The 17,670-nt window shown below is 65.7% G+C and carries 18 protein-coding genes; 9 read left to right on the top strand and 9 right to left on the bottom strand.

Annotation, left to right across the window (positions count from 1 at the left end):
* Positions 1 to 9: 9 nt before the first annotated feature.
* The 4 genes from mshL to Q8R61_RS00670 all read left to right on the top strand — a co-directional run bounded on the left by mshL (position 10) and on the right by Q8R61_RS00670 (position 4,215).
* Positions 10 to 1,665: a pilus (MSHA type) biogenesis protein MshL gene (gene mshL, locus Q8R61_RS00685; RefSeq protein WP_305533389.1), complete on the top strand. Its 1,656-nt coding sequence runs from the start codon at positions 10 to 12 to the stop codon at positions 1,663 to 1,665.
* Positions 1,666 to 1,682: 17 nt separating this feature from the next.
* Positions 1,683 to 2,651: an ExeA family protein gene (locus Q8R61_RS00680; RefSeq protein ID WP_305533388.1), complete on the top strand. Its 969-nt coding sequence runs from the start codon at positions 1,683 to 1,685 to the stop codon at positions 2,649 to 2,651.
* Positions 2,652 to 2,673: 22 nt separating this feature from the next.
* Entirely contained in the window at positions 2,674 to 3,702 is a 1,029-nt protein-coding gene (locus Q8R61_RS00675) for a tetratricopeptide repeat protein (RefSeq protein WP_305533387.1), read from the top strand.
* Positions 3,703 to 3,921: 219 nt separating this feature from the next.
* Positions 3,922 to 4,215 carry a hypothetical protein gene (locus Q8R61_RS00670; protein ID WP_305533386.1) on the top strand — a complete coding sequence of 98 codons (294 nt, stop codon included), beginning with the start codon at positions 3,922 to 3,924 and terminating at the stop codon, positions 4,213 to 4,215.
* Positions 4,216 to 4,289: 74 nt separating this feature from the next.
* On the opposite strand, the gene Q8R61_RS00665 is transcribed toward Q8R61_RS00670, so the two are convergent.
* The 9 genes from Q8R61_RS00665 to ampD all read right to left on the bottom strand — a co-directional run bounded on the left by Q8R61_RS00665 (position 4,290) and on the right by ampD (position 14,499).
* Positions 4,290 to 5,456: a pyridoxal phosphate-dependent aminotransferase gene (locus Q8R61_RS00665; RefSeq protein ID WP_305533385.1), complete on the bottom strand. Its 1,167-nt coding sequence runs from the start codon at positions 5,454 to 5,456 to the stop codon at positions 4,290 to 4,292.
* The gene (locus tag Q8R61_RS00660) at positions 5,443 to 6,222 is read right to left on the bottom strand and encodes a zinc-dependent peptidase (RefSeq protein WP_305533384.1); all 780 of its coding nucleotides are present in this window, start codon (positions 6,220 to 6,222) and stop codon (positions 5,443 to 5,445) included. Before Q8R61_RS00660 ends, Q8R61_RS00665 begins: the two co-directional genes overlap by 14 nt.
* On the bottom strand, positions 6,219 to 7,511 hold the full coding sequence (locus tag Q8R61_RS00655; RefSeq protein ID WP_305533383.1) for a DNA recombination protein RmuC: 1,293 nt from the start codon (positions 7,509 to 7,511) through the stop codon (positions 6,219 to 6,221). The genes Q8R61_RS00660 and Q8R61_RS00655 overlap by 4 nt, the downstream gene beginning before the upstream one ends.
* A gap of 89 nt (positions 7,512 to 7,600) precedes the next feature.
* Positions 7,601 to 9,433, bottom strand: a complete 1,833-nt coding sequence (typA, locus tag Q8R61_RS00650; protein ID WP_305533382.1) for a translational GTPase TypA — start codon at positions 9,431 to 9,433, stop codon at positions 7,601 to 7,603.
* Positions 9,434 to 9,487: 54 nt separating this feature from the next.
* Positions 9,488 to 10,744 (bottom strand): hypothetical protein, encoded by a 1,257-nt coding sequence (locus Q8R61_RS00645; RefSeq protein WP_305533381.1) that lies wholly within the window; start codon positions 10,742 to 10,744, stop codon positions 9,488 to 9,490.
* 1 nt (position 10,745) lies between these two features.
* The gene (locus Q8R61_RS00640; RefSeq protein WP_305533380.1) at positions 10,746 to 11,126 is read right to left on the bottom strand and encodes a group II truncated hemoglobin; all 381 of its coding nucleotides are present in this window, start codon (positions 11,124 to 11,126) and stop codon (positions 10,746 to 10,748) included.
* 2 nt (positions 11,127 to 11,128) lie between these two features.
* Positions 11,129 to 12,325, bottom strand: a complete 1,197-nt coding sequence (purT, locus tag Q8R61_RS00635) for a formate-dependent phosphoribosylglycinamide formyltransferase (RefSeq protein WP_305533379.1) — start codon at positions 12,323 to 12,325, stop codon at positions 11,129 to 11,131.
* A gap of 40 nt (positions 12,326 to 12,365) precedes the next feature.
* Positions 12,366 to 13,955 (bottom strand): phospholipase D family protein, encoded by a 1,590-nt coding sequence (locus tag Q8R61_RS00630; protein ID WP_305533378.1) that lies wholly within the window; start codon positions 13,953 to 13,955, stop codon positions 12,366 to 12,368.
* Positions 13,939 to 14,499, bottom strand: coding sequence for a 1,6-anhydro-N-acetylmuramyl-L-alanine amidase AmpD (gene ampD, locus Q8R61_RS00625; protein ID WP_305533377.1), 561 nt, complete (start codon positions 14,497 to 14,499; stop codon positions 13,939 to 13,941). Before ampD ends, Q8R61_RS00630 begins: the two co-directional genes overlap by 17 nt.
* 87 nt (positions 14,500 to 14,586) lie before the next feature.
* Here ampD and Q8R61_RS00620 point away from each other — a divergent pair, with 87 nt between their 5' ends.
* From Q8R61_RS00620 to Q8R61_RS00600, 5 genes are all read left to right on the top strand, one after another.
* Positions 14,587 to 15,132, top strand: a complete 546-nt coding sequence (locus Q8R61_RS00620) for a hypoxanthine-guanine phosphoribosyltransferase (protein ID WP_305533447.1) — start codon at positions 14,587 to 14,589, stop codon at positions 15,130 to 15,132.
* 2 nt (positions 15,133 to 15,134) lie between these two features.
* Positions 15,135 to 15,896, top strand: coding sequence for an S-methyl-5'-thioinosine phosphorylase (locus Q8R61_RS00615; protein ID WP_305533376.1), 762 nt, complete (start codon positions 15,135 to 15,137; stop codon positions 15,894 to 15,896).
* Positions 15,897 to 15,915: 19 nt separating this feature from the next.
* On the top strand, positions 15,916 to 16,638 hold the full coding sequence (locus tag Q8R61_RS00610) for a pseudouridine synthase (RefSeq protein WP_305533375.1): 723 nt from the start codon (positions 15,916 to 15,918) through the stop codon (positions 16,636 to 16,638).
* Entirely contained in the window at positions 16,617 to 17,165 is a 549-nt protein-coding gene (gene def / locus Q8R61_RS00605) for a peptide deformylase (protein ID WP_305533374.1), read from the top strand. The genes Q8R61_RS00610 and def overlap by 22 nt, the downstream gene beginning before the upstream one ends.
* Before the next feature lie 114 nt (positions 17,166 to 17,279).
* The gene (locus tag Q8R61_RS00600; protein ID WP_305533373.1) at positions 17,280 to 17,663 is read left to right on the top strand and encodes a flagellar biosynthesis regulator FlaF; all 384 of its coding nucleotides are present in this window, start codon (positions 17,280 to 17,282) and stop codon (positions 17,661 to 17,663) included.
* Positions 17,664 to 17,670: the final 7 nt, after the last annotated feature.

Below are 17,670 nucleotides of genomic sequence, written 5' to 3'. Positions count from 1 at the left end.
GACATGCGGATGAAGACGCGCTTCACTCTGATGCTGGCCCCGCTGATCTTGTCGGCGTGTGCCGGCCCCCTCACGCAACGCGAGGCGCAGCAGGCGATCCAGCAGGAAATCGTGCAGGCGGCGCAGCCGGTGCCGGCCGCGCCGGCCGTCACCGACGCGCAGGCGCGCGCCGCGCTGATGCCCCCGCTCAAGCTGGAACTGCCCAAGGGCGCGCTCGATCCGGTGGAGCCGCGCTTCGACCTGGTGGTCAGCGGCGCGCCGGCGCAGGACGTGTTCATGGCCATCGTCTCCGGCACGCGCTACAGCATGCTGGTGCATCCCGATGTCGCCGGCACGATTTCGGCCAACCTCAAGAACACCACCGTGCCCGAAGCGCTGTCCGCGATCCGCGAGTTGTACGGCTACGACTACGTCATCGAGGATCGACGTGTCGTGGTGCAGCCGCTGACTGCGCAAACTCGTATCTTCAAGGTCAACTACCTCGCCGGCACGCGCTCGGGCGCCTCCGACACTCGGGTGATTTCGGGATCGGTCAGTTCCGCATCCGGCGGCAGCGCAAGCGGAGGCGGCGGCAGTTCGCAGCAGTCGCTGGAAACCAGCAAAATCAACACGACGCTCAATTCGGATTTCTGGGGCGAATTGAAGCTGGCGCTGACCGCCATCGTCGGTGAAGCTGGCACGGTGATCCTGAGCCCGCATTCCGGCGTCGTCGTGGTGAAGGCGGTGCCGCGGTCCATGCGCGAAGTCGAACGCTTTCTGAAGGCGACGGCGCTGGCGGTCGAACGGCAGGTCATGCTGGAAGCGAAGATCCTCGAAGTGCGTCTCAACGACGGCTTCCAGACCGGCATCAACTGGTCGATTCTGAACGACGGCGTGCACAAGGCTTCGATGGGCGCGAATAGCGGCAGCTTCGATCTGGTGACCGGCGCCGTCACCGGCACCCTGGCGAGCGTGCTCGGCAGCGGCTTGCCCGCGGCGTCCGGCACCTCCGGCGGCCTGTTCGGCCTGGCCTTCCAGACGCGCAGTTTTGCCGCACTGATCAACTTTCTGGAAACCCAGGGTTCGGTCCATGTGTTGTCGAGCCCGCGCATCGCCGCGCTCAACAACCAGAAAGCCGTGATCAAGGTCGGCACCGACGATTTCTTCGTGACCGACGTGTCCACCACCAGCAACACCGGCGGCGCCGGCACCACCACCACGCCCAGCGTAACGCTGCAGCCGTTCTTCTCCGGCATTGCGCTCGACGTGACGCCGCAGATCGACGAGAAAGGCCGCATCACGTTGCATGTGCGGCCCTCGGTCAGCGTGGTGACGGAAAAGATCAAGAATATCGACGCCGGCGAGGCGGGCAGCCTGACCCTGCCGCTCGCCTCCAGCGCGGTGTCGGAAACCGACAGCATCGTGCAGGTGGAAGACGGCCGCATCGTCGCCATCGGCGGCATGATGAAACAGTCGTTCGACGACACGGCCAATCGCGTGCCCGGGCTGGGCAGCGTCCCGCTGCTGAAGTATTTCTTCGGCAACACCAACCAGAGCGCAAGCAAGAGCGAACTGGTGATTCTGATCAAGCCGACCGTCATCAACAGCCATGACGACTGGCAGGCCGATGCGGAAGCCACGCGCATCCGCCTCGAACGCTTCGAGCGGCCCGCCCCGCAGCCATGACCACGCTGGCGTGCGCCATGCCTGCTGAACCGAATCCGAGCAGCGATAGCACCGTGGCGGCGCCGGACAGTCGCAGCCTGTCGTACCTGGCGCATTTCGGCCTCGCCGAGGCGCCGTTTGGGCTGACGCCCGACACCGACTTCTTTTTTGCCTCGCCGCCGCATCAGGAAGCGCTCAACACCTTGCTGTACGCACTGGAGAACGGCGAAGGTTTCATCAAGATCGTCGGCCAGGTCGGCACCGGCAAGACCCTGTTGTGCCGCACCTTGCTGGCTTCGCTGCCTACGCACTGTCGTGCCGTCTATCTGCCCAATCCTGCGCTCGAGCCTGATGGCATCCTGTTTGCCGTGGCCGAGGAGATGGGCCTTAAGCTGACCGGTGCGGAAAGCCATTACCACGTGCACAAGGCCATTCTGTCGCGACTGATCGCGCTGGCACAGCAGCAGCTCCATGTGGTGCTGATCGTCGACGAGGCCCAGGCGATCCCACTCGCGAGCCTGGAAACGATCCGCCTGCTGTCCAATCTGGAAACCGAAAAGCGCAAGCTGCTGACCATTGTGCTGTTCGGGCAGCCGGAACTGGACGAACGTCTCGATGCCGTGCCGCAATTGAAGACCCGGATCAGTTTCCACGACCGGCTGCGTCCGCTGACGCGCGCCGAGTTGCCGCGCTATCTCGACCACCGGCTCGCGCGCGCCGGCCACGCCGTCGGACGGGGATCGCCGTTCAGCGCACCCAGCGTCGGCCTGCTGTATCAGGCCAGCCGCGGCGTCCCGCGCGTCGTCAACGTCATCGCCCACAAGGCGCTGATGCTGGCGTACGGCCGGGGGGTATGGCATGTCGACCGGCGTGACATGCGACTGGCCGCACGCGACACCCTGGCTGCCCGCCCGCTCCACCGCGCCCGGCGCTGGGCAGCGGGTGTGCTGGCGCTGTGCGCTGCCGGCGCGGCTGCAGGTGGGTTGTATCTGGCCAGCCTGACATGATGACCCGGTCGGAGCGATCCGCATGAGCATCATCAACCAGACCCTGCGTGAACTCGATGCGCGCAAGGACGCTGCCCCCGCCGCCCCGGCGCCCGCGCAGGCGCCGGCCTCGCCGCGGCGTGTCGTCCCGGCGCTGTGGGGCCTGGCCGGCGCGTTGCTGGTGCTCGCCGGCGTGCTGCTGTGGCTGTGGCCGCAGCCGGCCGACATGCCGGCTGCGCTCGACCCCATGCTGCCCGCAGCGAACGTGCCGGTAGCGGAAACTCCGCCGCCGGTGGCCGTTGAGCCGGTTCCGGTTGCTCCCGCGCTTGCGCTGCCGGCTGAGACGCCTGCGCCCCCGGCCGCGTTGCCCGCCGAGGCCCTTGCGCCGCCCGTTGACCCCACGCCATCCGCACTGACCCCGATGCCCGTGGCGGCGGCGGTCGTCCCCGCGCCGCCCGCAGCAGCGTTGCCGCCGCCGGAGATTCGCAAGCAGGCCCGGCAGCCCACCCCCGAGGAAGACGCCGAAACGCACTATCGCAAGGCGATCGCGCAGGTCCGCGCGGGTCGTGATGCCCAGGCGCGTCCCTTGCTGGAAGCCGCGCTCCAGGCGTTTCCCCGCCACATTGCCGCACGCCAGATGCTGGCCACCCTGCTGAGCGAGGCAGGCCAGGACCGGGAAGCCGAGACGGTGCTGAATGAAGGCCGTGCGGTTGCGCCCGAGGAGGCCTGGTTTGCGCTGGCACTGGCGCGGCTGCAGGCGGCGCGGGGCGATACGGCGGCGGCCGCCGCCACCCTGCTGGGCGGACAGGCAGGACGCGGCGTCAATGCGGAATACCGCGCCACGCTGGCGGCATTGCTGGTGAACCTGGGACGGCATGCCGAGGCGGTGCGCCAGTACGAGCTGGCGCTCGACCTGCAGCCGGGGCAGGGGACCTGGTGGATGGGATTGGGCCTCGCGCTGGAAGCGCAGGGCCGGGTCGGCGAAGCGCGCGCGGCGTTTCATCGTGCGCTGGCGGCGGGAAACCTGCCGGATGCCTTGCTGGCCTTCGTGCGCGAAAAGAGCGCCGAATAGCGCCGGCGAGCGTGGTTTTGGCGGATGCGCCAGCGCGTGCCTGCCCATGCGAACAGCGCAAAGTGTTGCGGCGTAACAACGTGTAACGGCCGGAATGGAAGAAAATTAATAGATAGTGGTTTTCTTTTGCCGATTTGCTAGAATCCGCGCGTCGGCTGGATATCAAATCCCGGACCGATCTCTGGTGTGGGTTATCAATCGTAATTTAAGGGAAATCAAATGAAATATTCCGTCCTCCTGGCCGCTCTGCTGGCTGTTTCCATGACCGCTTGCGGCCAAAAAGAAGAAGCTGCTGCGCCTGCTGCTGAAGTTGCTGGCGAAGCTGCAATCGAAGCTGGCGAAGCTGCAGTCGAAGCCAGCGATGCTGCTGTCGAAGCTGGCGAAGCCGCTGCTGACGCTGCTGCTCCCGCTGCTGACGCTGCTGCTGCTGCTGGCGAAGCCGCAACTGCTGCTGGCGAAGCTGCTGGCGCCGCTGCTGACGCTGCCGCTCCTGCTCCTGCTCCTGCCCAGTAATACCAAGGCAAGGAACGAAAAAACCGGCCTTCGGGCCGGTTTTTTTTCGCCTGCAATTCGCGGGGAGCGCGTGTTCAGGCCAGGAACCGGTCGAGGCGGGCCACCGCTTCGATCAGGCGCGGGAGCGGCTGCGTGTAAGCGATGCGCAGGTAGCGTTGCGGCTGATGCTCGCCAAAATCGAGGCCAGGGGTCACCGCCACGCCGGCCTGTTCAAGCAGGTTTTGCGCAAAACGAAAACTGTCGTCGGTGTGCGCGCTGCAATCGGCATATAAATAAAAGGCGCCCTGCGGCTGGGTGGGGATGATAAAGCCGCGTTGGCGCAGCGCAGGCAGCAAATAATCGCGGCGCGCGCGCAGTTCGGCCTTGCGGGTTTCGAGTTCCTCCAGCGTGGTCGCTGAGAAGGCAGCCAGCGCCGCATGTTGCGCCGGCGTGGGCGCGGCCAGAAACAGGTTTTGCGCCAGACGCTCCAGATCGGCCAGCGCCCAGTCGGGGGCGCGCAGCCAGCCCAGCCGCCAGCCGGTCATCAGAAAATATTTCGAAAAACTGTTGACGACGAACACGTCGTCCCAGCGCGCGGCGCTGTGTTCAGCGCCGTCGTAGGTCAGCGCCAGATAGATTTCGTCGACGATCAGCGCAATGTCGTGTGCCGCGCACCAGCTGTGAATGCGCGCCAGTTCATCCGCTGCGATGGCGGTTCCGGTGGGATTGGATGGACTGGCGATCAGCACCGCACGCGTGCTGGGCGTGGCGTGGCGCTCGATCAGGTCGAGCGTGAGCTGAAAGCCGCTGTCGGCGCCGACCGGAATGCTGACCACACGCGCATTGCAGAAACGGGCGAAATGGCGGTTGCAGGGGTAGCCGGGGTCGGCCATCAGCACGTCGTCACCGGGGCCGGCCAGCAGACCCAGCGCCAGCAGCAATGCGCCCGACGCACCGGGCGTGACGATCACCTGCGCGGGATCGACGGTGGTCTGCCAGCGTGTCGCATAAAAACCAGCGATGGCCATGCGCAGGGCGGGCAGGCCCAGCGCGCCGGTGTAGTGGGTGTGGCCGGCCCGCAGCGCCTCGACGCCCGCCTCGACGATGGGCGCCGGGGTGGCGAAATCGGGTTCGCCGATTTCGAGATGGATGATGTCGCGCCCGGCGGCTTCCAGCGCCTGCGCGCGCGCCAGGATATCCATCACGTGGAAGGGCGCGATGCCGTCCATGCGGGCGGCCGTATGGGGCTTAGGCGTGCGCATGGGCTGCCAGGCGCACCAGTGGATGCTGGCGATAGAACTGCTGCAACTGCCGGTAAATGGCCGGATATTCGGCATGGAGCAGATGCGGCGTCTCGAAGAACACCTCGGTCAGCACCGCAAAAAACTCGGCGGGGTCGGTGGTTGCGTAGGGATCGATGACCGTGTCCTCGCCGGCGTCGACGCGCGCGCACAGGTCTTCATAGGCCATGGTGAAATCGCGCGCCCAGCTGGCGGCATCCATGCCGCGGTGCAAGGGCGGAAAGCCGTTGGCATCGCCGTTCAACATGTCGAGCTTGTGGGCGAACTCGTGCAGCACGACGTTGAAGCCGTCGGCCAGACCACTCGCCGCCACATCGGCGATCGACAGCACCAGCGGACCGCCGTGCCAGGATTCGCCGGCGAGGATGTCGCGCGAGTGATGCACCACGCCGGCTTCGTCGGTCTCTACGCGCTGGCGCAGGAATTCCTCGGGATACAGGATGATCTCGCTCCAGCCGCGGTAGCTGTCCTCGGACAGGTTGAGCGTCAGCAGGCAGGCCTGCAACGCGATCAGGTGCCGGGTGGCGGGCTCGACTTCAGCGCCGCCGGCGGCGGAAAACGTCTTGTCGTGGATGAACAGGCTGGCAGCTTCGCACAGGCGTGTGCGCTCCGCTGCATCGAGTCCCTGCAGGATGGGTAACGCGGCGGCGGCCGCGTCGAAATCGTCGGGGGATATGGCGTGCCGCTCGAGAATGCGGGCGCGCCGCCAGCGGGTAAACCAGTTCATTCGTCGCTGTCGAGCAGGCGTGCGCCATCCACGTCCGGGTGTTCGAGCTCGACCCGCTCGATCTGCTGGAAGCGGCGGCTGATCTTGTCGCTGGAGATGCGCACTTCGCTGACATCCTTGTTGGCCTGCTCGATGTGGCTGGCGAGCTTCTTCATGCGATCGTCGAAGCGGGCGAAATCCTTTGCCAGCTTGGAGAGTTCGTCCTTGATCACGTGCGCCATGCGCCGCGTTTCCGAATCGCGGATCACTGCGCGCGCGGTGTTCAGCACCGCCATCAACGTGGTCGGAGACGTGAGCCACACGCGCTTCTTCTGCGCGTGCTCGACCAGGTCCGGATGGTAGGCGTGGATCTCGGCGAACACGGCTTCCGCCGGCAGGAACATCACCGCGCCGTCGGAGGTTTCGCCGGCGACGATGTATTTGGCGGCGATGTCGTCGACGTGCTTCTTGACGTCGGTCTTGAACTGTCGCTTGGCCGCATCGCGCTCGCCCGACTGCAGGCTGTCGTCGAACATGCGGCTGTAGTTTTCCAACGGAAACTTGGAATCGACGCACACCGTACCGGTCGGCTCCGGCAGGATCAGGGCGCAATCGGCGCGTGCACCGCCTTTCAGCGTGTATTGGAACGCATAGGCGTCGGGTGGCAGGCTGTTCCGCACCAGCGCTTCCAGCTGCACTTCACCAAAGGCGCCGCGCGAGCGCTTGTCGCCGAGAATCTCCTGCAGCGACACGACGTTGGACGCCAGGCCCTCGATTTTCTTTTGCGCCTCGTCGATCACCGCTAGCCGCGACATCACCGAGGTAAACGTCTCGTTGGTTTTCTTGAAGCCCTCGTCGAGCCGCTCGGCCACCTTGCCGGAGATTTCGTTGAGCCGACCATCGACGGTCTGCGAGAGCTGCTGCACGCGCTCGTTGAAATGCGCGGTCATGCCCTTGAGCGTGTCCTGCAGCAGGCTTTGCTCGGCGCGTCCCTGCTCGATCAGTTTTTCCAGCATCGCGGTCTGGAACTGGCCGAACTGGCCGGTGACGGTGGCGCGCGTTTCTGCCAGCCGTTCGGTCTGCGCGATTTGCAGCGCGGCGAGCTGGCTCTGCATGCGGTCGGACTGCTGTGCAAGACCCGCATGCAGGTCGGTCAGCACCGCACGGTGGCGTGCATCCATGTCTTGCGTCAGCAGGGCGGGCAGTCCGGTTTGTTCGCGCCGCAATGCGCCGAGGCGCAGCAGCAGCACCACAGCCAGCAGAATGAGGACGGCAAGGCCAATGAAAAGGGCGATTTCGACAGGACGCATGGCGTCGATTTTACCCGTGACCCACGTAAAAAAGCCCGGCGCGAAGCCGGGCTTTTTTACGCAGTCCCGGCGCAAGGCCGGGTGGGGATTCAAGCGGCTGCGCGCGAGGCTTTCTTGCGATCATGTTCCTGCAGGTGACGCTTGCGGATGCGGATCGACTTCGGCGTGATTTCCACCAGCTCGTCGTCGTCGATGAACTCGACTGCGGATTCCAGCGTCAGTTTGATCGGCGTGGTCAGACGCACCGCTTCGTCGGTACCCGAGGAGCGGACGTTGGTCAGCTGCTTGCCCTTGATCGGGTTGACCACCAGATCGTTGTCGCGGGTGTGGATGCCGATGATCATGCCTTCATAGAGCTTGTCGCCGGGCGAGACGAACATGCGGCCGCGATCTTCCAGTTTCCACAAGGCATAGGCCACGGCCTCGCCGTTGTCCTGCGACACCAGCACGCCGTTATGGCGGCCCGGCAGGTCGGCTTTGACCGGACCGTAGTCGTCGAACACGTGGCTCATCAGGCCGGTGCCGCGCGTCATCGTCATGAAGTCGCTCTGGAAGCCGATCAGACCGCGCGCGGGAATGTGGTATTCCAGCCGGGTGCGACCCTTGCCGTCCGATTCCATGTTGGTGAGTTCGCCGCGGCGGCGGCCGATTTCTTCCATCACGCCGCCCTGGTGATCGTCTTCCAGGTCGATGGTGAGGTTTTCATACGGCTCGCATTTTTCGCCGTTGATTTCCTTGTAGACCACGCGAGGCTTGCCGACGGCCAGCTCGAAGCCTTCGCGGCGCATGTTTTCCAGCAGGATGGTGAGATGCAGTTCGCCCCGGCCGGAGACGCGGAACACGTCGGCGTCGCCGGTTTCATCGACGCGCAAGGCGACGTTGACCAGCAGTTCCTTGGCCAGGCGGTCGCGGATCTGGCGGCTGGTGACGAACTTGCCTTCGGTGCCGGCCAGCGGCGACGCGTTGACCATGAAGTCCATGTTCAGCGTCGGCTCGTCCACCGGCAGCACCGGCAGGCCGACCGGGTTTTCGCGGTCGCAGATGGTGACGCCGATGCCGATGTCGTCGAGCCCGGAAATGATGATGATGTCGCCAGCTTCGGCTTCGTCCACCGGCACGCGGTCCAGACCCTTGAAGCCGAGCACCTGGTTGATGCGGCCGGTTGCGACCTGATCTTCGTGGTTCATCACCACCACCGACATGCCGGGCTTGATGCGGCCATTGAGCACGCGGCCCACGCCGAGACGGCCGGTGTAGGTCGAATAATCGAGCGCGGCGATCTGCATCTGCAGCGGCGCATCCGCCGATCCGGGCGGGGTGGGGACGTGGGCCAGCACCGTGTCGAACAGCGGCACCATGTCGGCCGCGGCGCCACCGTGTGACGGCGCATCCTTCAGGTCCATGCAGGCCCAGCCGTTCAGGCCCGAGGCGTAGATGATCGGGAAGTCGAGTTGTTCGTCGGTCGCGCCGAGCTTGTCGAACAGGTCGAAGGTCTGGTCGACGACCCAGTCCGGGCGCGAACCGGGGCGGTCGACCTTGTTGATCACGACGATGGGCTTGAGGCCCAGCGCCAGGGCCTTCTTGGTGACGAAGCGCGTCTGCGGCATCGGGCCTTCGACGGCGTCGACCAGCAGCACCACGCCGTTGACCATGCCGAGCACGCGTTCGACTTCGCCGCCGAAGTCGGCGTGGCCGGGGGTGTCTACGATGTTGATGTGGTAGTCGCCGTACATGATGGCGGTGTTCTTCGCCAGAATGGTGATCCCGCGTTCCTTTTCCAGGTCGTTGGAATCCATCACCCGCTCGTCAACCGCCTGGTTGTCGCGGAAGGTACCGGACTGTTTGAGGAGCTGGTCGACCAGCGTGGTTTTGCCATGGTCGACGTGCGCGATGATGGCGATATTGCGGAGCTTGCGGGACATGATGGGTGCCAGGATTCGGGGAAACCCAGCATTATATCAGGGTTTATTGACTATTTATTGAGCCAGCGGATGCGCCGCCAGCCGGGCGTCGATGCGGTCGATGATCTGCTGGTAGCGCGGACCGCCGATGGGGCCGTAGTGCCGGTCGAATTCGATCTGCGACATGAATTCTGGCAGATCGCGGAAATCGGGCATCAGATCGGCGTCGCTGCGGGCGGCGGCCAGCTGTTGCTGAACCTGCGCGGCGGTCTCGCCCAGCGCGTGCTCGCCGAGCTGAACGCCGGCGCGGTTGGCGGCCAGATCGGTGAAGCTGAAGCCGGAGCCCTTGGTCGCATCTTCCTCTTCCTTGATCAGGCCGATGGCATTGGCGAGCCGGCTGCCGCCATTGACGGCGAGTGCGGCGGAAATCACATAGTGTTCGGCAAAATCGCGCCGCCCGTACAGCGACAGCAGCACGCGCGGCGCGCGCCGGATCGAGCGGCTGTCGCCTTCCAGCAGCTTGGGCAGGCTGATGCCGGAGAGGTAGGCGCCCAGGGCGGTGAGCGCGGCGCGGTTTTCCTCGGCTTCGTCGCCGTCGATTGTCCGGGCGAAGTCGAACAGCGGTGCAGCCACCTCAACCAGTGCCACGGTGCGGCCATGCGGATAGCGCTTGATCAGGCTGTCGAGGTGCTCGGCGTAGACCAGCATGCGTGCCTGATCCTCCGGCGCGATCAGCAGCTCCGCGCTTTTGCGCTCGATCTGCGTCATCAGAGCGGGGTGCCAGCGGTAATCCAGCGTGGCCTGGTTTTCGTCGAAATTCACCTGGGAAAAAGCCGCGGCAAGCGAGGCGTAGGTTTCGTCGCGCAGCAGCCTGCGGTGCGTCAGCCGTGCGATGCCGTCGGCCAGCGCGCCCGGAACCGGCAGGCTGCCGAGCTGCAGGCTGCGGATGCGAATGCCGCCGGGCACATCCGCCACTTCGGCGGTGAAGTTGAGATAGCGGCCAAACGGATTGCGCGGCACGGCCAGGGTGGTGGTGAGGGTGGCCAGACCGGGCGTGAGCTCGGCTGCGATGCCATTGACCTGGCGCAATTCGACCGCGTAATTGAGCAGCCGGTTGACCTCGGCTTCGTCGAGCAGGATGCTGTGGACCACGTCGGGGGTCTGGCGGCGCGGGTCGTGCTTCTGGAACAGCGATTTGACCCAGGCCAGGTCGGTGCGGCGGAATTCGGCGGGCGGTTCGATCGCCGGCGCGTCCTCCAGCGCCAGCCAGGGCAGCACAATGAGCCCGGCCAGCATGAAAAAAAGCACACTCCAGCCAATGAAACGTTTCATCTTATTCAGGCTGGTTGCGCATGAAATCGGCGGTCTTGAAGAAGGCGGCGGTCAGTTCCTGCTGCAGCGCCGCGTCCACGCCGACGTCCTGCATCGCGCGCATCATGCAGCCCATCCACTGGTCGCGTTCGGCAACGCCTACGGTAAAGGGCATATGCCGGCGGCGCAGGAAGGGGTGGCCGAAGCGGTCGGTGTATTCCGGCGGCCCGCCGGTCCAGCCGGAGAGAAACCAGGCCAGCTTGTTGCGCGATTCGGTGAGGTCGGCCGGATGCAGCTTGCGGATGCCGTAGTAGTCGGGGTCTTCGTCCATCAGGTCGTAAAAGCGGTCGACCAGTTGCCGGATGATCTCGTTGCCGCCGAGGCGTTCGTAGTGCGTCTGCATATTCAGATCTTCACCGGCTTGATCGCGGCGGCGGCGGCCTTGGCGTGCCGCCGCGCCGTATCGGTGTCGGCTGCGAAAGCCAGCGCCACGCCCATGCGGCGACGGACGAAGGCCTGCGGCTTGCCGAACAGCCGCAGGTCGACGCCGGGCGTGCGCAGCGCCTCGGCCACGCCGTCGTACGCAATGCCGGCCGCCTCCATGTCGCCGTAGATCACGGCCGAGGCGCCGGGTTCGCGCAGGCTGACATCGACCGGCAGACCGAGAATGGCGCGCGCATGCAGTTCGAATTCGCTCTGCCGCTGCGTGGCCATGGTCACCATGCCGGTGTCGTGCGGACGCGGACTCACCTCCGAGAACCAGACGGTGTCGCCTTTCACGAACAGTTCCACGCCGAAAATGCCGCGGCCGCCGAGGTTGCCGGTGACGGCGGCGGCAATCTCGTGTGCGCGCTGCAGCGCCGCGGCCGACATCGGCTGCGGCTGCCACGATTCGACGTAATCGCCCGCCACCTGGACATGCCCGATGGGTTCGCAGAAATGCGTTTCGATCTCGCCCGACGCCCCGACCGCACGCACCGTCAGCAGCGTGATTTCGTAATCGAAGTCGATCACCCCCTCGACGATGACGCGCCCCTTGTTGACGCGTCCGCCGGCGGAGGCGTAATCCCAGGCCGCCCCCAGCTGGCTGGCGTCGTCGATTTTCGACTGACCCTTGCCGGATGACGACATCACCGGCTTGACGATGACGGGGTAGCCGAGCTTTTCCGCGGCGGCCGTCATCTCAGCCAGCGTGTCGGCGAACACGTAGGGCGAAGTCGGCAGCCCCAGCGTTTCGGCAGCCAGCCGGCGGATGCCTTCGCGGTTCATGGTGAGGTTGGCGGCGCGCGCGGTGGGGATGACGGCCGCAATGCCGGCGGCCTCGATCTCCAGCAGCACTTCGGTTGCGATGGCTTCGATTTCCGGCACCACCCAGTGCGGCTTTTCCGCCTCGATCAGCGCGCGCAGCGCCGAGCGGTCGCTCATGTCGGTTACATAGGCGCGATGGGCCACCTGGTGGCCGGGCGCATTGGCGTAGCGGTCAACCGCGATGACCTCCACCCCCAGCCGCTGCAGCGCGATGATGACTTCCTTGCCGAGTTCGCCCGCACCCAGAAGCATGACGCGGGTGGCGGAAGGGGAGAGGGGGGTGCCGAGGCGCATGCGCAGTCCTGGTAACTCAAAGATCCGATTCTAGCGTGGCTTACAGATGTTCTTCGATCGGCAGCGTTTGCAGCACACGCAGCAGGCCGCGCTGGATCGGGCTGGTTTCGGGTTCGACCTCGAAAACCCGCGCGACGCCCTGGTGGGTATCGTGCCATTGCAGGCGTTTTGCCGTGCCGTTGTCGGCATCTGCGGTCACCAGGCGCGGCTGGTAGCTGCGTTCGGGACGCATGGCGTGCTCGACGAGGGCAGTGACCTGGCGCGCGAGTGCTGGAGATCGGATGACCAGCCCCATCTCGGTGTTGAGGTGCATCGAGCGCGGGTCGAAGTTGAAGCTGCCGATGAACACATGCGCGTCGTCGAAGACAAAAGTCTTGGCGTGCAGGCTGGCGTTCGACGAACCGCTGCCGAGATCGCGCAGGCGCCCGCCGATCGGTTCGGCGGTCGGTTTCAGTTCGTAGAGATTGACGCCGGCTTCGAGCAGCGGCACGCGGTAGTTGGCGTAGCCGGCATGCACCAGCGGGACGTCGCTGGCGGCATAGGCGTTGGTCAGCACGTCGATCTGTACGCCCTGATGGCGCCAGTAGTTGAAATACGCCATGCCCATCGCGCCCGGAACGAAGTAGGGCGACACGATCAGCGCGCGTTGTGCGGGGTCGATCCACAAACCCGCGAGCTGGCCGATCAGCAGCTCGGACGCGGCCGTCTCCGGGTTGATGGCTTTTTCGGGCGGGTCGACGATGAGATCGGCATGCGCGAGGTGCCAGGGCAGATGGCCTGCCAGCAGCTTTGGCAGCGGGTCGGCGGCCGTCAGGGTGCGGCCGTAGTCGCTGTCCAGGTTGCGGGAACGGAACTGCTGCAGAAAACGGGTTGCGCGCAGCAGCTGGACGTCATCCGGGGCGACCGGCAGGGCGGTCGCGGGCACCGCGGCAGCGCTGTTCCAGTACTGGTCGAACGATTGCGACAGGGCGTCAACAATGGCGCCGGCGGCGATAACGTCAAGGTCGATGAAAGCGAAATCCATATGAGCGTTGAAATATTCGTCGCCGATATTGCGTCCGCCGGTGATGCCGATCTGGTTGTCGGCGATGAAGACCTTGTTGTGCATGCGGCGGTTGAGCCGGACGTGGTCCAGCAGCGCCTGCCAGGCCTTGACCAGCAGGCTGGCGCTGCGGGTGTGAAAGGGGTTGAACAGGCGCACTTCGATATTGGGGTGCGCGTTCAGCGTGACGAGACGGAGCTCCTTGTCGGCGGTATCGATGTCGTCGACCAGCAGGCGCACCCGCACCCCGCGTTCCGCCGCGGCCAGCAAGGTGGCTGCGACCAGCTTGCCGGTGGTGTCGTTGTGAAACAGATAGGACTGCACATCGAGCGTGCGGGTGGCGCGTTGCGCCAGCGACAGCCGGGCTGCCAGCGCGGCGTGGCCATCGTGCAGCAGATGAAAGCCCGATTCGCCCGCCGGAATCTGCGGCGCCAGCTGCGCGTTCAAGGGCGTGTCGGCGTGCCGGGAAACGGCATGCGAGATCGGACGTTCGACGTCCAGATCGAGCGTCGCGGCGCAGCCGGACAGCGCCAGCAGCGCGGCGAGGCCAATGCTGACGTACCGCAGCGAATCAGGCCAGCGGCGCATCGAGCCGCTGCCAGGCGAAATGGGGACCGGGGTCGGTCTTGCGGCCTGGCGCGATGTCGCTGTGCCCGACCACGTCGCGGATCGGATAGGCCTGCTTCAACTGCTGCAGCAGCGGCGCCAGGGTCGCGTACTGGGCGTCGGTGAAGGGCAGGTCGTCAGTGCCCTCGAGTTCGATGCCGATGGAAAAATCGTTGCAGCAGTCGCGCGCCTGCCAGGTCGATGATCCGGCGTGCCAGGCGCGCAGACTGCACGGCACGAACTGGATCAGCGTGCCATCACGGCGGATGAAGAAATGCGCCGATACCCTGAGGCCGCGGATGCCCTGGTAATACGGGTGCGCATCCCAGTCGAGCTGGTTGGTGAAGAGTTCGATCACCGCGTCGCCGTCAAATACACCGGGCGGCAGCGAGATGTTGTGGATGACGATGAGTTCGATCGCGACGTTCTCGGGCCGGGCATCGCAATTGGGCGAAGGCAGCTGGCGCGCGTCGGCCAGCCAGCCGACGGCGTCGAATGCGGGGGGTGATGCAGCGGGAATTGACATGGCGCAAGCTTACTTGAGGCACATGCAGTCTGGAAACATCGGCGTCGAGGGCTTAGACTGCCGGTTTTTGCCTGGATGCCTGACGCCATGACACCGCCGGAAGCGCAGCAGTTGCTGGACCATGCCGAATGCGTCGCGTCTGCGGAAACCGTGCAGGCGGCCATCGATCGCCTGGCGGACGAAATCGGCCAGGCCCTGGGTGAGGCGTTTCCGCTGGTGCTGCCGGTGATGGGCGGCGCGGTGGTGTTTGCCGGGCAGTTGCTGCCGAAGCTGGGCTTTCCGCTGGAGTTCGATTACCTGCATGTCACCCGCTATCGCGGCAAGACGCACGGCGGCGAGATCGAATGGAAGGTGTTGCCGGGGCAAAGCGTGGCCGGCCGCCATGTGCTGGTGCTGGACGATATCCTGGACGAGGGCGAAACGCTGGCGGCGATCCGCGACAAGCTGCTGGAAATGGGCGCGGCGCGCGTCTGGTCGGCCGTGCTGACCGACAAGGCCAACGGCCTCGCCAAACCGATCCGGGCCGATTTCGTCGGACTGGACGTGCCCGATCGTTATGTATTCGGCTGCGGCATGGACGCCTACGGCGTGTGGCGCAACCTGCCTGCAATTTATGCATTGAAGGAAGACTGAACATGTTGGGAATCATCGGCGGCACCGGGCTTACCCAGCTCGCCAATCTGGAAATTACTCACCGCCAGGTGGCGCGCACGCCCTACGGCGAACCCTCGGGCGCACTCACCTTCGGACGCATCTGCGGCCAGGAGGTGATCTTTCTGGCGCGCCACGGCTATGGCCACACCATTCCGCCGCACAACGTCAACTACCGAGCCAACCTGTGGGCGCTGAAAGACCACGGCGTCGACCGGGTGGTCTCGGTGGCCACCGTCGGGGCGATCCATCCCGGCCTGCTTCCCGGCATGCTGGTGATCCCGAGCCAGATCATCGACTACACGCACGGCCGCGAGGCGACGTATTTCGTCGGTGGCGACAAGCCCGTGGTCCATCTCGATTTCACCCTGCCGTATTGCGAGGCGATGCGTGCGGCGCTGCTCGAGGCCGCCGCCAGCGCCGGCATCACGCTGCGCGATGGCGGGGTCTACGGCGTGACGCAGGGGCCGCGCCTGGAAACGGCGGCCGAAATCAACCGCATGGAGCGCGACGGCGTCGACATGGTCGGCATGACCGGGATGCCCGAAGCCTATCTGGCACGCGAACTCGAGCTGTGCTACGCCGCCGTCGGCGCGGTGGTGAACCAGGCGGCCGGCCGCGGGCGCTCGGCCGAAGGCATCCAGATGGGTGAAGTCCAGGCCATGCTGGGTGAAGTGATGCTGCAGGTGCGGCGCCTGATCGAACAGCTGGTGACCGACGACGCCACTGCGCAAAGCAAGGCCTGAAGGCGTGGGTGCGGGCGACATGAAACTGGTGCGTGCATTGCAGTCGCAGGGCTTCGGTTCGCGCAAGGCCTGCACGGCACGGGTGCGGGCCGGCGAGGTGGCGGTCAATGGCACGCTGTGCGATGACCCCGAGGCCGAGGTCGATCCCGCCGGGCTGGAATTGACGCTTGACGGCGTCAGCTGGCCTTACCGCGCGCAGGCCTATGTGCTGATGCACAAGCCGGTCGGCTACGAATGCTCGCACCATCCCAGCCATCATCCGAGCGTGTTTTCCCTGTTGCCGCCGCTGCTGCTGCAGCGTGGCGTGCAGTGCGTGGGGCGGCTCGACCAGGACACCAGCGGCCTGTTGCTGTTTTCCGACGACGGCCAGTTCATCCACCGCATGATCTCGCCGAAGAAAGGCGTGGCCAAGGTCTACCGTGCCCGCTGCGCCGAAGAGGTGACGGATGCCATGCTGGATGCGCTGCGCAGCGGCGTCCAGCTCAACGACACGCCGGTGCCGGTTGCCGCCCTGGCCTGCGACCGGCTCGACGCGACCACGCTGCAGTTGACGCTGGCCGAAGGCAAATACCATCAGGTCAAGCGCATGATCGGTGCGACCGGCAACCGGGTCATTGCGCTGCACCGCGAGGCGGTCGGCCATTTTCCGCTGCCTGCGGATCTGCCGCCCGGCGGCTGGCGCTGGCTCGAAGCTACAGACTTGAATCAACTGGAGCAGCCATGGCGATCCGCGACGTCCTGAGGATGGGCGATCCACGCCTGCTGGCGCCGGCGCGCCCGGTGGGCGATTTCGGCTCGCCCGAGCTCGCGCAGCTGATCGTCGACATGCACGACACCATGCGCGCGCTGAACGGTGCCGGTCTGGCCGCGCCGCAGATCGGCGTCGGCCTGCAGGTGGTGATGTTCGAGGTCAACGTCGACCCGCGGCAACTCAATCCGCGCTACCCCGACGCCGAATCCGTGCCGTTCACGGTGCTCATCAATCCGGTGCTCACCCCACTGTCCGACGAGATGGAAACGGACTGGGAGGGCTGCCTGTCGGTGCCCGGCATGCGCGGGCGGGTGCCGCGCCACGTGGCGCTGCGCTACCAGGGGCACGACGCGGCAGGGCGGCCGATCGATCGCAGCGTGAGCGGTTTCCATGCCCGTGTGGTCCAGCACGAGGTCGACCACCTCAATGGCATCCTATACCCCATGCGCATCCGCGATCTGCGCGACTTCGGCTTCACCGACGTGCTGTTTCCCGGCCAGCATCTGCAGGATGACTGACCGACCAACGGTCGTTTTGTGCCATTGCTGCCGTCTAAAGTTGTCCCGGTCCTGACCGCTAATTTGTAGCGTAACCGTGGGCGTGGTGTCCCGGCACAGGCAACAAGGACAAGAATGATCCCGGAACCCGCGATTCTGCATATTCCGCACCGCACCGCCCGTACCGGCGTGGCGATGGGCGAGGTCGCCCAACTCGACGACATCGCCGCCCAGTTGATGGACGTGCAGCGGCACTGGAACACCCCTGACCACGAACTGCGTCTGGCGCAGGCCCTGCAGGCCAGCCGCACGGTCTGGCATGCGATCCAGACCGCGCTGGCCGAAGGCACGCTCGACCTGCCGGCAGACGTGCAACACAACCTGCTGATCCTGTCGGTCTACGCCGACAGCAAGATCGATCTCTGCGAAGCCACCCCCAGCCCCGACCTTCTCGGCAGCCTTATCGCCCTCACCCGCACCCTGGCCGGCAGCCTCAAGGAATGGCGGGTGGCCGCATGAGCCACCC

It is taken from the genome of Thiobacillus sp. (assembly GCF_030696885.1).
In the GTDB taxonomy this organism is placed as follows: Bacteria; Pseudomonadota; Gammaproteobacteria; order Burkholderiales; family Thiobacillaceae; genus Thiobacillus.
This window is presented reverse-complemented; position numbering and strand designations above follow the sequence as displayed.

Excerpts from the sequence above, each read along its gene's own strand:
- typA (WP_305533382.1), bottom strand. The coding sequence starts at position 9,433 with ATGTCCCGCAAGCTCCGCAATATCGCCATCATCGCGCACGTCGACCAT.
- purT (WP_305533379.1), bottom strand. The coding sequence starts at position 12,325 with ATGCGCCTCGGCACCCCCCTCTCCCCTTCCGCCACCCGCGTCATGCTT.
- Q8R61_RS00670 (WP_305533386.1), top strand. The coding sequence starts at position 3,922 with ATGAAATATTCCGTCCTCCTGGCCGCTCTGCTGGCTGTTTCCATGACC.
- Q8R61_RS00660 (WP_305533384.1), bottom strand. The coding sequence starts at position 6,222 with ATGAACTGGTTTACCCGCTGGCGGCGCGCCCGCATTCTCGAGCGGCAC.
- Q8R61_RS00640 (WP_305533380.1), bottom strand. The coding sequence starts at position 11,126 with ATGCAGACGCACTACGAACGCCTCGGCGGCAACGAGATCATCCGGCAA.
- Q8R61_RS00600 (WP_305533373.1), top strand. The coding sequence starts at position 17,280 with ATGATCCCGGAACCCGCGATTCTGCATATTCCGCACCGCACCGCCCGT.
- Q8R61_RS00675 (WP_305533387.1), top strand. The coding sequence starts at position 2,674 with ATGAGCATCATCAACCAGACCCTGCGTGAACTCGATGCGCGCAAGGAC.
- mshL (WP_305533389.1), top strand. The coding sequence starts at position 10 with ATGAAGACGCGCTTCACTCTGATGCTGGCCCCGCTGATCTTGTCGGCG.
- Q8R61_RS00620 (WP_305533447.1), top strand. The coding sequence starts at position 14,587 with ATGACACCGCCGGAAGCGCAGCAGTTGCTGGACCATGCCGAATGCGTC.
- Q8R61_RS00610 (WP_305533375.1), top strand. The coding sequence starts at position 15,916 with ATGAAACTGGTGCGTGCATTGCAGTCGCAGGGCTTCGGTTCGCGCAAG.
- Q8R61_RS00630 (WP_305533378.1), bottom strand. The coding sequence starts at position 13,955 with ATGCGCCGCTGGCCTGATTCGCTGCGGTACGTCAGCATTGGCCTCGCC.
- Q8R61_RS00680 (WP_305533388.1), top strand. The coding sequence starts at position 1,683 with ATGCCTGCTGAACCGAATCCGAGCAGCGATAGCACCGTGGCGGCGCCG.
- Q8R61_RS00645 (WP_305533381.1), bottom strand. The coding sequence starts at position 10,744 with ATGAAACGTTTCATTGGCTGGAGTGTGCTTTTTTTCATGCTGGCCGGG.
- ampD (WP_305533377.1), bottom strand. The coding sequence starts at position 14,499 with ATGTCAATTCCCGCTGCATCACCCCCCGCATTCGACGCCGTCGGCTGG.
- Q8R61_RS00665 (WP_305533385.1), bottom strand. The coding sequence starts at position 5,456 with ATGCGCACGCCTAAGCCCCATACGGCCGCCCGCATGGACGGCATCGCG.
- def (WP_305533374.1), top strand. The coding sequence starts at position 16,617 with ATGGCGATCCGCGACGTCCTGAGGATGGGCGATCCACGCCTGCTGGCG.
- Q8R61_RS00655 (WP_305533383.1), bottom strand. The coding sequence starts at position 7,511 with ATGCGTCCTGTCGAAATCGCCCTTTTCATTGGCCTTGCCGTCCTCATT.
- Q8R61_RS00615 (WP_305533376.1), top strand. The coding sequence starts at position 15,135 with ATGTTGGGAATCATCGGCGGCACCGGGCTTACCCAGCTCGCCAATCTG.